At 70.7% G+C, this 12,652-nt stretch carries 6 protein-coding genes; all 6 read left to right on the top strand.

Features of this window, described 5'->3' with window-relative positions:
* Window positions 1–20: 20 nt before the first annotated feature.
* The 6 genes from hemE to ACOGXQ_RS13020 all read left to right on the top strand — a co-directional run bounded on the left by hemE (window position 21) and on the right by ACOGXQ_RS13020 (window position 12,428).
* The gene (gene hemE / locus ACOGXQ_RS13045; protein ID WP_419944078.1) at window positions 21–1,148 is read left to right on the top strand and encodes a uroporphyrinogen decarboxylase; all 1,128 of its coding nucleotides are present in this window, start codon (window positions 21–23) and stop codon (window positions 1,146–1,148) included.
* 9 nt (window positions 1,149–1,157) lie between these two features.
* Window positions 1,158–2,720 carry a protoporphyrinogen oxidase gene (gene hemG / locus ACOGXQ_RS13040; RefSeq protein ID WP_419944077.1) on the top strand — a complete coding sequence of 521 codons (1,563 nt, stop codon included), beginning with the start codon at window positions 1,158–1,160 and terminating at the stop codon, window positions 2,718–2,720.
* 58 nt (window positions 2,721–2,778) lie between these two features.
* Window positions 2,779–4,230 carry an apolipoprotein N-acyltransferase gene (lnt, locus tag ACOGXQ_RS13035; protein ID WP_419944076.1) on the top strand — a complete coding sequence of 484 codons (1,452 nt, stop codon included), beginning with the start codon at window positions 2,779–2,781 and terminating at the stop codon, window positions 4,228–4,230.
* 50 nt (window positions 4,231–4,280) lie between these two features.
* Window positions 4,281–6,587: a HelD family protein gene (locus ACOGXQ_RS13030; protein WP_419944075.1), complete on the top strand. Its 2,307-nt coding sequence runs from the start codon at window positions 4,281–4,283 to the stop codon at window positions 6,585–6,587.
* Window positions 6,580–6,783 (top strand): CDGSH iron-sulfur domain-containing protein, encoded by a 204-nt coding sequence (locus ACOGXQ_RS13025; RefSeq protein ID WP_419944074.1) that lies wholly within the window; start codon window positions 6,580–6,582, stop codon window positions 6,781–6,783. Before ACOGXQ_RS13030 ends, ACOGXQ_RS13025 begins: the two co-directional genes overlap by 8 nt.
* A 344-nt stretch (window positions 6,784–7,127) precedes the next feature.
* The gene (locus ACOGXQ_RS13020) at window positions 7,128–12,428 is read left to right on the top strand and encodes an Lhr family helicase (RefSeq protein ID WP_419944073.1); all 5,301 of its coding nucleotides are present in this window, start codon (window positions 7,128–7,130) and stop codon (window positions 12,426–12,428) included.
* Window positions 12,429–12,652 lie beyond the last annotated feature (224 nt).

Genomic DNA, 12,652 nt, shown 5'->3' with positions numbered 1-12,652 from the left:
GCCGGTACCGTTCGCAGGGCATGTCTGACACTCCTGAGGTTGCCGCTGCGCCGGGCGCAGCGCTGCCGGCGGATCATCCGATCCACCGGCTCGGCGACAGCCTGTACTTGCGGGCGGCCCGGTGCCGGCGGACCTCCCAGGTGCCGGTGTGGTTCCAGCGGCAAGCCGGGCGCTCGCTGCCGGAATACCGGGCGCTGCGCGGGCCGGGCAGCATTCTCGACGCCATCGCCGATCCGCCCACCGCCGCCGAGATCACCTTGCAGCCGGTGCGCCGCTACGGGGTCGATGCGGCCGTGCTGTTCTCCGACATCGTGGTGCCGGCCGCCGCCGTCGGCTTCGGGATCGATGTCGTTCCCGGCGTGGGGCCGGTAGCCGGCAATCCGCTGCGCAGCCGCGATGACCTGGACCGCCTGCCGCCCTTGGACGCCGAGGCGCACACCCCCTACGTGCTCGAAACCGTCCGGCTGCTGACGGCCGAGCTCGACGTGCCGCTCGTCGGGTTCGCCGGGGCGCCGTTCACGGTGGCGAGCTACCTGGTCGAAGGCGCACCCTCCCGCCAGCACCTGCGCACCAAGTCGCTGATGCACGCCGACACGGCGCTGTGGCACGACCTCATGGAACGGCTGGCGTCCATTGCCGTGGCCTCGATGCGGTCGCAGGTGCTCGCAGGCGCCAGCGCCACCCAGCTGTTCGACTCGTGGGCGGGCACGCTGTCTCCCGCCGACTACGCCGAGTTTGTGGCGCCCCACAGCAAGCGAGTATTCGACGATCTGGCCGACCTCGGCGTGCCCCGGGCGCACTTCGGCGTCGGCACCGGGGAGCTGCTCGACCAGATGGCCGGAGTGGGCGCGGATGTCGTGGGCGTGGACTGGCGGGTGCCGCTCGAGGTGGCTCGCGAGCGGGTCGGTCCCGGCGTGGCGCTGCAGGGCAACCTCGACCCGGCCCTGTGCGTGGCGGGCTGGGACGCCGTGCGCCCCGCCGCCGACCGCATCCTGGCCGAAGGCACGCAGGAACCGGGCTACATCTTCAACTTGGGTCACGGCGTGCTGCCCGAGACCGACCCCGCGGTGCTCGAGCGGTTGACTGATCATGTGCACGCATACCGGCGACCAGTGCCAACCCAGCTCGCGCCAAGCCAGCACGACTGAGTGGGGGACATGGCGCCGCAGCGGGTCGTGGTGGTCGGCGGCGGCATCAGCGGGCTGACGGCTGCGTACCGGCTGCTGCATCCTGCTGACCCTGGGACCGAGATTCCCCGGGTGGTGCTGATCGACAGCGCCGAGCGGCTGGGCGGCAAGATCCTCACGACCCTGTTCGAGGGCCGGCCCGTCGACGAGGGCGCCGATGCGTTCCTGCTGCGGGTGCCGTGGGCGATCGAGCTCTGCGACGAGCTGGGGATCTCGGCCGAACGCATCTCGCCGGACGTCGGCGGTGCGTCGGTGGCGCATTCCCGCAAGCACGGCCCGCAGCTCACGTCCCTGCCCGATGGGCTGATCGGCGGGGTGCCCACCCGGCTCAGTCCGCTCCTGCGCTCGGGACTGCTCGACTCCGCGGGCAAGCTGCGCGCCGCAGCCGACTATGTCCTGCCACGCCGGTCCACGACACGCCGGAGAGGCTCCGACGGGGCGGACACGCTGACCGAGGGCGTGGATGGCACCGCGCGCGTCCTGCCCAGCGCGCTCAGCGTGGGCGACATCGTGCGCGCCCGGCTCGGTGCAGCGGTGGCGTCGCAGATGGTCGACCCGCTGCTCGGCAGCATCAGCGCGGGAGACACGAGCCGGCTGGATGCGGCGACCTCGGCGCCGATCCTGGGCCAAGCGCTCGAGCGCAGTCACTCGCTCATGCGGGGACTGCGCCGGATGCAACCCGCCCCCGCCCCCGCCGCAGGCGCTCCGGCGCCGATCTTCGGCAGTTTTCAAGATGGGATGGGTCGACTGGTCCGGGCACTGGCTGAGCGGCTGGACGGCGGCGTCCTGCGGCTGGCCACGCCGGTGGAGGCGATCTGGCGTCCCGGAACCCGCTTCGCTGTGGACACCGGCTCCGAAGTGCTCGACGCAGATGCCGTCATCATCGCCGCACCCGCCCATGCGGCCGCACAGATGCTGCCGGCTGCGCCCGACGCCGCAGCTCTGCTCGGGCTCATCGACTATGCGTCGGTCGCCGTGTTGACGCTCAGCGTGCGCGCCGATGCCATCGAAACGCCACAGCAGGCCGGCTTCCTGGTCACGCGGGACACGGGCTGGCTGGCGACGGCCTGCAGCTACGGATCGGCGAAGTGGCCGAACTGGGCCGCATCTGCCAGCGGCGACGGCAACGATGCCAGCGGCGACGGCAACGGCGGCACTCCCAACGTCGTGCTGCGGGTCTCGGTCGGTCGGGACGACGATGACCGCCACACGCGCCTCGATGACGCCGAGTTGCTGAACACCGTGCTGGCCGAGCTGTCCGGCCTTCCCCCGTTGCGGGGTCTGCGCGAACCCGGCGCTGTCAGCGCATGGCGCATCTCACGCTGGCCGCAGTCGCTGCCCCAATACCGGCCCGGCCACGGCCATCTCGTCGAGCGCATCGAAAAGGCGCTCGCCCGCGAACTTCCCGGCGTGTTCGTGACCGGCGCCGCCTACCGGGGCCTCGGCATCCCTGCCTGCATCCGGCAGGGCAACGAGGCAGCCACGAAGGTGACCGCGCATCTGGCCTCGACCAGCGCCGCCCTCTCGCCGTGACCGCTCAGCCCATGTGCGGCCGTGGCGTGAGCGCCATGAACCGGTCGGCCCCCTTGCCGTGAACCGACTGCTGCGAGACGGGCTCGCGCTCGCGCTGGGCGCGCTCGCGGTGCTGTCGCTGCCGCCATGGGGGCTGTGGCCGCTCGGCCCCATCGGGCTGGGTCTGTGGCTGCGCTTCTGCATCCGGGGGGAGTCCCGCTGGCGTGACCGGCTGGAGGCGGCCGGCGCCTTCTGGCTGGGCGCCTACCTGGTCGGCCTGTTCTGGATGACCGAGCTGACCGTGCCGGGATGGATCGTGGCGGTGCCGGTCGAGACGCTCATCATGGCGCTGCCGCTGTCGCTGGTGCCAGCGGACGGCCGATGGCGCGCAGCCGGCATCCCGGCAGCACTGGTGCTGGGCGAGGCAGTGCGCTGGGCCGTGCCCTTCGGCGGCGTGCCCATGTCGAACCTCGCGCTGGGCCAGGTGAGCGGGCCGTGGCTGGTCGCGACGGTGCTGGCAGGTCCGCTGGGAGTGATCGCCCTCATCGGCGTGGGCGCCGTGGTCGTCGAGCGCCTCTGCGCCCGCGAGTGGTGCGCAGTGTCGTGGCCCGCGCTGGTCGCGATCGGCGTCCCGATCGCGGCGCTGGCGGTGCCGGACACGACCGTCGACCGGTCCGTCACGGCCGCGGTGGTGCAGGCCGGAGGCGAGCTGGGCACCCATGTCGACACGCCCCAGCGCAGCGTGCGGCTGCGACACCTGGACACCACCGCTGCGTGGTCCCGCAGTGCCGATCTCATGGTCTGGAGCGAGAGCAGCAACTCGGCCGACGAGCCGCTCGAGGCCTCCGAGCCGCTGGCCGAGCTGGAGTCGCTGGCGGCGCAACGCGATCTGGTTCTGATCGCCAACTTCTACGAACGGGCGGATGATCAACGTTTCCGCAACGCGACCGTCGCCCTCGATCCCTCAACCGGCCTGGCCGACCGCTACGACAAGGCCCACCTAGTGCCGTTCGGCGAGTACGTGCCGCTGCGCAGCATCGTGGAACCCTTCGCCGACCTGTCGCTGATCTCCCGTGAGGCGATTGCGGGCGAAGGCCCCGGCGTGCTGTCGACCTCGCTGGGCGACATCGCCGTCGTCACGTCCTACGAGGTGTATTTCAGCAATCTCGTCCGCGACGGGGTGCGGGCGGGAGGCCGCATCGTGGCCAACCCCACGCTCGCGTCGTCCTACACCACCTCGGTGGTGCCCTCCCAGTCCCTCGCCAGCGCCCGGCTGCGGGCCGTCGAGTCGGGACGCTGGGTGCTGCAGGCATCCACCACCGGCTACAGCGCGATCGTCTCGCCCGACGGCGCCGTCATCGAGCGCAGCGACCTGCGCGAGGCAGTCGTGCTCGCCGGCGAGGTCGAACTCCGCTCAGGCACCACCCCGGCGATCCTCCTGGGCTCGTGGCCGCTCGTCGCACTCGCCGCCGTGGTGCTCGTGTGGTGTGTCGCACTGATGGGCAGGCAAAGCAGCCTTGCGGAGCGGTGACCTGCCGCAAGTAGCCTTGACAGGTCCCCAATTGCGGTGGCAGGCCAAGCGTGAGCCATCCGGAAATCCAGGCAGAACAAGCCCATATCGATCGCGCGTATGCCCTGCTGGAATCGTCCCGGCAGCGGGCCACCCGGCTGCGCGAGATGGTCGAAGTCGGCCGCGGCGGCACCCGCCAAGCACGGTTCGAACGCGACGTGATCGAGGATGCGGTCGCGGGTCGGCTGAGCCAGCTCGAATTGGGCTCGTCGTCGCTGGTGTTCGGCCGCATCGACCGCCTGGCGAAGGCGAGCGCCGATGCCCACGAGCCTGACGGCAGCCCGGATGGCAGCCCTGACGGCAACGGCGCCAGCGAGACGTTCTACATCGGTCGGCTCGCGGTGGCCGACGAGCATCAGGAACCCGTGGTGGTGGACTGGCGGGCGCCGATCGCCGAGTCCTTCTTCCGTGCGACCGGGGGCGACCCGCTCGGTCTGCTGCGACGCCGCCACTTCGTGTGCCGCGGCCGGGTGCTCGCCGATCTCGAAGACGAGGTCTTCGACCTCGATGCGCTCGACGGCGACCGCAAGAGTCAACGGCTGAACGCCCACGGGGCCCTGTACGCGGCGCTCGAAGAGCGGCGGGACGGCCAGCTGCGGCAGGTCGTGGCCACGATCCAAGCCGAGCAGGACGAGATCATCCGCAGCCCGCGCAAGGGCATCCTGGTGTGCCAAGGCGGCCCCGGCACCGGCAAGACGATCGTGGCGCTGCACCGTGCCGCCTACCTGCTCTACACGTACCGCTTCCCGCTCGCCGGCCAGGGCGTGCTGGTGATCGGCCCGAACCGGCTGTTCCTGCGCTACGTCGAGCGTGTGCTGCCCAGCCTGGGCGAGGCCGGTGTTCACCTGTTCGTGCTGGCAGACCTGTTCAACGAGATCTTCGGTGACGTGCGGGTCCGGCTGGCTGACACTGCCGCCGTGTCCCGCACCAAGGGCGACACCCGCATGTCACGGGTGATTGCCAACGCCGTGCGGGACCGACAGCGGCCGCTGCGCAGCGATCTGCGCCTGGAATTCGGCTTGGGCTATGTGACGCTCACGGCAGGCAGGTCACGGGCGATCGTGGCCGAGGCCCGCCGCCGGTTCCGCCACCACAACGCCGGCCGGTCCTATGTCGAGCAGGAGGTCTACGCGGCGATGTCGGCGTCGCACCGGCGCCGCCCCGAGCCGGGCAAGCTGCGCGAGCGGTTCTCCCGCCACCCCGATGTGATGGAGGCGTTCGAGCGCATGTGGCCGCTGCTCACCCCCGCACAGCTGTTGCGCGACCTCTACGGCTCGCGTGCGCTGCTGCGGTCGGCCGCCGGCGGGGTGCTGGCCGATAACGAGACCGAGCAGCTGTACCGCCCCCGAGGCGACAGCGAGGCCGACTACGAGTGGACCGACGCCGACGTGCCGCTGCTGGACGAGGCGTATGCGGTGCTGGGTCCCCGCTCGCGCTCGCGCAAGCGCCGCAGCGACACCGAGATCCGCACCTATGGGCACATCGTGGTGGACGAATGCCAGGACCAGCCGCCGATGGCGCTGCGGATGATCGCCCGCCGGTCGCTCAACAGCTCGATGACGCTGGTCGGCGACATTGCCCAGGCCACCTCGGCGCACGCGCCCTCGAGCTGGACCGAGATCCTCCGCCACCTGCCGCAGGGTCCGGTTGCGCCACGCCTGCGGGAGCTGACGCTGAGCTACCGCATTCCCCAGCCGAGCCTGGACCTTGCCAATCGGGTGCTGGCTGCCGCTGCGCCGGGGCTGGTGCCGCCCGAAGCCGTGCGCATCGACGGCTCGCCGCCTCGCTTTGCCGCTTCGCCCAACGGCATGGCCCAGGCGGTGCTGGACACGGTGACTGCCGAGGCAGCAGCGCTCGACGGCGGTTCGGTGCTGGTGGTATCGCCCGCCCAGTTCATCGACGAGATCGCAGCCCTGCTGGACGACGCCGGGGTGGACTTCGGTCGTGCCACCGCTGCGAGCCGCAACGCCACCGGGGCGCTGCATCCCAGCGTCACGCTCGCGCCGGTGCGGCTGTGCAAGGGTCTCGAGACCGACGGGGTAGTGGTGGTGGAGCCTGCTGCCATGGTGGACGAGGAACCGCAGGGGCTGCGGGCGCTGTATGTGGCGCTGACCCGAGCCACCAAGCGGGTTGCCGTCGTGTGGCGCCGTCCGCTGCCCGATCCGTTGGGCCTCGAACAATCGAGCACCGCCCAACCGAGCACAGAGATCGCCCGGGGTGCTGAGGCGTGCAACACTGGCCTCACCGCTGCGCCGGATGTGCCTGCACTGGGTCCCTCGGGCGCACATCACACCACTTCGGGAGAATCACATGGCTGACGTCACCGTGACAGTGCTGGACAACGGACCGCTGCTGGTCCGTGGCCCGTGCGAGGTATCGGACCACGAAGGGAACACGCTGTCCGACAGCGACGCGGTCGTGGCGCTGTGCCGGTGCGGGATGTCGGGCACGAAGCCGATGTGCGACGGCAGCCACAACCAGGGATTCGACGGCAGCCTCAACCCGCCGGGCTAGGCGAGAACGATGCCGCCGGGGTTGACCCGGCGAATCAGATGAATCAGATACTGCCGGGAGGGACCCGGTCCCTGACGAGTCCTGGCTGTGACACCCCACAGTTAGGATCGCACCTTCGGGGGCTTATGTAGAATAGTTTCCTGCAACGGTGCGACCAGCAAGAACGTTGATGGATGTGAAAAGCGTTTCCGCAGATCACAGCCGTGTCGTCAACTATTGTATGTAAGCCCCCAAGGGAGCGTCCGACAGTCCCGTTCGGGTTCTTCGATGCCGACATGGACCTGCAGCCCCGAGCTGATGAACCGGCGGTGGGTGTGACACCCCCGCAGTAGTAATGGGTCCCGATGGCTGGCTCGACTGCTGACAGCGACGCTGCGGCCCGGATACACCCGGCGCTGGGCGCGTTTACTGCGCCTACAGCGCAGTGGTTCGCGTCGACGTTTGCGGCACCTACGCAGTGTCAGGTCTCCGGATGGGAGGCCATTGCGCAAGGGCGGCATTGCCTGATTGCTGCTCCTACTGGCTCGGGCAAGACGCTCGCGGCGTTTCTGTGGGCCATCGACCGGGTCATGTCCGAGCCCGAGCCGTCGCGGCCCGAGCGCACCCGGGTGCTGTACCTGTCGCCGCTGCGAGCTTTGGCGGTCGACGTCGACAAGAACCTGCGAGCGCCGCTGGCCGGCATCAGCCTCGCGGCGGAACGGCTGGGCATCGAAATGCATGTGCCGACCGTCGGCGTGCGCACCGGCGACACCAGCGCTGCCGAGCGGAGGCGTCTCGTGACTCGCCCGCCCGACATCGCCATCACCACGCCCGAGTCGCTGTACCTGATGCTGACCTCGCAGGCGCGCGAGACGCTGCGGTGGGTGCGCTGGGTGATCGTCGACGAGATTCACTCGGTCGCAGCCACCAAGCGCGGGACGCACTTGGCGCTGTCGCTGGAGCGGCTGTGCGAGCTGACCGGCAAGACGGGACGGGGGCCGCAGCGGATCGGCCTGTCGGCCACCCAGCGCCCGCTGTCAGAGGTCGCCCGCTTCCTGGGCGGCAACGATTCCGAGCGGCCCGATTCGCGCCAGGTCGAGATCACCGACGCCGGCATGACCAAACAACTCGACGTGGAGGTGATCGTCGGGGTGTCCGACATGGGCGACTTGGCGGCTGCCAGTGCCGGCGCGACGCCGAATGGCGCCGTGCGGGTCGATCATGACGACGACTTCGCCGCGCCGCCGCTCGCGATGGCACCGTCAGATGCTGCGTCGTCATCAGACACAGCCGCACCATCGATCGCTCCATCAGCATCCGGCACGGTCGCGCCGTCGTCATCAGACGCGGCATCGCCCGGCACGGCGCCCGTGCCCGAGACGCACTCCAACAGCATCTGGCCGGCCATCCATCCGCGCCTGCTCGAGCTGGTCTACGCGCATCGCTCCACCATCATCTTCACCAATGCCCGCCGGCTGGCAGAACGGCTGGCATCGCGGCTGAACGAACTGCATCTGGACGGGCTGAACCGCGCCGCGGAGGCCGAGGGCACCTCGCCGCCCGAGGGCGCCGAGCTGGTTCGGGCACACCACGGCTCGCTCAGCCGTGAGCAGCGGCTGGGCATCGAGGACGATCTGAAAGCGGGCCGGGTTCGCGCCATCGTGGCCACCTCCTCACTCGAGCTGGGCATCGACATGGGCGCGGTGGACTTGGTGATCCAAGTGGCCTCGCCCCCGTCGGTGGCTGCCGGCATGCAGCGCATCGGACGGGCCGGTCATCAGGTCGGCGAGCCCAGCGTCGGCAAGATCTTCCCCCGCCATCGCGGCGACCTCGTCGAGGCGGCAGTGGTGGCCCAGCGCATGGGCACCGGCGAGATCGAGTCGATCCGCTTCCCGCGTCAGCCGCTCGACGTGCTGGCCCAGCAGGTGGTGGCCATGGTGGCGGTCAACGACTGGTCGGTCGATGATCTGCTGGCGGTCATCCGGCGGGCCGCGCCCTACGAGCAGCTCAGCGAGGAAGTGTTCAGCTCGGTGCTGGACCTGCTGGCGGGCCGGTACCCGTCCGAAGAGTTCCGCGAGCTGCGGCCGCGCATCGTGTGGGATCGCACCACCGGGATGCTGCGGGCTCGCCAGGGGGCAGGCCGCTTAGCGGTCACCAACGCCGGCACCATTCCCGACCGCGGCCTGTATGCGGTGTTCACCACCGACGGCTCGCGTGTGGGCGAGCTCGACGAGGAGATGGTGTACGAGGCGCGGGTGGGCGAGACGTTCCTGCTGGGGGCGTCCACCTGGCGCATCGCCGAGATCACCTTCGACCGGGTGGTGGTCACGCCTGCGCCGGGCGAACCGGGCAAGATGCCGTTCTGGCATGGCGACGGGCCCGGCCGGCCGCTGGAGCTGGGCCGAGCCGTGGGGGCGTTCGTACGCACCATCGGCGACGAGCTGCCAGCAGATCTCGAATCCCATCTGATGCAGCTCGATGCGCAAGCGGAGCGCGCTGCTGTCATGGCTCGGCGCAGCGAGGGGTCGTCGTCGCGCCAGGTGCCAGACAACGGCACGCGATCGACTCGAGCCGCCAAGGCTGCAGAGCCGACCGCCCGGCTTGTGGAGCGGCTGCAGCGAGAGAATTGTCTCGACCGTGCAGCCGCGGTGAACGTGCTGCGTTACCTCGAAGCACAGCGATCAGCGACCGGGGTGATTCCCGACGACCGCACGATCGTGGTGGAGCGCTTCCGCGACGAGATCGGCGACTGGCGCATCTGCATCCTCACCCCGTTCGGCGCCCGGGTGCATGCGCCGTGGGGCATCGCGTTGCAGGCCAAGTTCGCCCAGCGAGCCGCCGGAGGTGGGCCCCCGGTCGCCGACGGCATGGGTGGCGTCGAGTTGCTGTGGAGCGACGACGGCATCGTGCTGCGGTTGCCTGATGTCTGGCCGCCTGACGACCCCGACGGCACCGGCGCGGCCCCCAACGGGTCCCCGTGGGACTCGCCAGGTGCAGGCGGCGCACCTGTACTGGATGCGACCGACCTGGCGCTCGATCCCGACGAGGTGCGGGAGACCATCGTGGGTCACCTGCCCTCGACGGCGCTGTTCGCGTCCCGCTTCCGAGAGGTCGCCGGGCGGGCGCTGCTGCTGCCTCGTCGCCGGCCCGGTGAGCGGGTGCCGCTGTGGCAGCAGCGGCAGCGCTCGGCAGGACTGCTGGAGGTAGCGGCGAAGTACCCGAGCTTCCCGATGCTGCTCGAGACATCCCGGGAATGCCTGCAAGAAGTGTTCGACGTGCCGGCGCTTGCGGAGGTGCTGTCCGACATCAGGTCCCGCAAGATCCGCATGGTCACCGTCGACACCGACGGTGCCTCGCCGATGGCTCAGAGCCTGCTGTTCGACTGGATCTCAGTCTTCATGTACGGCGGCGACGCGCCGCTGGCCGAGCGGCGAGCAGCGGCACTGGCGCTCGACCGTGACCTGCTGGCCGATCTGCTCGGTGCCGAAGAGTTGCGGGAGCTGCTCGACGCGGAAGTCCTGGCAGAACTCGAATTGGAGCTGCAGCGCTTGGCCGACGGGCGCCGGGCTCGCAGTGCCGACGAACTCGCCGACGTGCTGGCCCGAGTCGGCGATCTCACAGGCGAAGAGCTGTCGTACCGGTGTGAGCCGAGTGCCCCGGTGCCCTCACCGCACGAACACAGCGCCGTCGAGTCCGACGAGGCTGCCCAAGCTGCCGATGTCGTGTCGGACTCCACGTCGGCCGGGCAGGCAGCCGAGGGATCGGCCGCGGCCGGCGAGTCGCTGCCTGTCGTGCGATCGGACGTGCTGGTCCAAGCCGGCTGGCTGACAGAGCTGCTGGCGCAGCGTCGTGCCGTCGAGCTTCGGGTTGCAGGCGAGATCCGGTATGTGGCAGTGGAGGACGCAGCGCGGTACCGGGATGCGCTGGGGTGCGCCTTGCCGGTGGGCCTGCCCGCCGCGCTCACCGTCGACGTGCTGACACCGGGAGCCGAACCGCTCGACGAACTCGTGGCTCGTTTTGCAGCAACTCATGTGCCGTTCGAAGCCGACGCGGTTGCCGGGAGGCTGGGCATTGCGGTTGCGCGCGTGACGGCGGCGCTCAATCGGCTCGAGACAGCCAAGCGGTTGACCCGCGGTGCGTTCCGGCCCGACGGCACGAGCACCGAGTGGTGCGACACATCGGTGCTGCGGACGGTGCGCCGCCGGTCGTTGGCCCGCCTGCGCCGGGAGGTCGAACCGGTCGAACCGGCCGCTTACGCCCGGTTCTTGGCTGCGTGGCACAGCATCGACCGGCCGCGGCGCGGCGCTGATGCACTCGCAGACGCCATCACGCAGCTCGCCGGCGCGCCGGTGGCGGCATCCATACTGGAAACCGACGTGCTGCCGGCCCGACTGGTCCGCTACAGCGGGGCCGATCTGGACGGATTGCTGGCCAGCGGCGAGCTGGTGTGGATCGGTGCGGGCTCGCTCGGCCCCAATGACGGCCGGGTCCAGCTCTACTGGCGCGACGAGGTCGCCACCTTGGCGCCGCCGCCCGACGACGAGCCCGACGACCCGGTGTCAGCGGCAGTGCTCGCTCATCTCCACGAGCACGGTGCCGCCTTCTGGCCCGACCTGCTCGCCGCGGCTGCCGCCGCCCCGACCCGCCGTGAGGCCGACGCTGGGGCAGAGGCAGTGCCCGCTGGGTCATCTGCCCATGGCGGCGACGAGACTCACCAGCTCGATGGCACCGGTTCGGATCAGCCGGATTCGCAGGCTCACGCGGCGGCGGCACCGCTGCCGCCGGCGTCGAGTGCGGACTTCGCTGCACGGGTGCTGACCGCGCTGTGGGACTTGGTGTGGGCGGGACTCGTCACGAATGACACGTTGGCCCCGCTGCGAGCTCTGGGCCCGCGCACGCGCCGAGCCAAGGGCAAGCAACCCGGTGGCCGGCGTTCAGCAACGACTCGCGGCCGATCGAGAGTGCTGACTCGCTCGGGCCCGCGCCCGCGCCCCGGCCGGCTGCGGGTTGCCGGGTCGCCGAGTGCTGCGGGCCGTTGGTCGCTGACCTCGCTGCTGCGCGAACCGGCACCGTCACCCACCGAGCGTGCCCACGGCGCCGCGCAAGCACTGCTGGAGCGGCACGGCATCGTCACCCGCCCCGGCGTGCTGGCCGAGAGCCATCCGGGTGGCTTCGCAGCGGCCTACGGCATCCTGCGGGCACTCGAGGAGCGCGGCAGCGTGCGCCGCGGCCACTTCACCGAAGGTCTCGGCGCTGCGCAGTTCGCCACTCCAGCAGCGGTGGAGCGGCTGCGCGACTACCGGGAGGGCAGCGGCGACGTCCTGCTGCTGGCAGCGGCCGACCCGGCCCAGCCCTACGGCGCCGCCCTCGCCTGGCCGCCCAGCGACGGCCGGCCCAGCCGCACCGCCGGCGGCCATGTCGTGCTGGCCGACGGCGTCCCGCTGGTCATGCTGGACCGGGGCGGGCGTACCCTGCACACCTTCGAGCCCGCCGCCGCCGACCTGCGCTGGATCGACGCACTACGGGACGGCCTAGCGAGCGGTCGTCTCGCGAAGGTCGAGCTCGGCCGCATCGACAGCACCGACGCCGCCGAGCAAACCATGCACGACCTGCTCATAGAGAACGGATTCACGTCCGGCTACCGCGGCCCCACTCTGCGTCCTTGATCGCCGAGAAAATCGCTGGATGACGCACTATGGCATGCGCATACGCCGATGGTCGTGGCACATGCGATGTCTCTGCCGATCTCCGAGGACCTCGCCGAACGCCTCCGACTCTGGGGGAACCCTGCCTAAGCCGCCAGCACCCTCACCGGCCTGCTCCACGCGCAAACGCGAAGCGCCACCAAACCACCAACCGACCCGGCCCCGCACGCTCACTCACCGACTAC

Origin of the sequence: Candidatus Poriferisodalis sp. (assembly GCF_965208485.1) — a bacterium.
Lineage (GTDB): Bacteria > Actinomycetota > Acidimicrobiia > Acidimicrobiales > Poriferisodalaceae > Poriferisodalis.
This window is presented reverse-complemented; position numbering and strand designations above follow the sequence as displayed.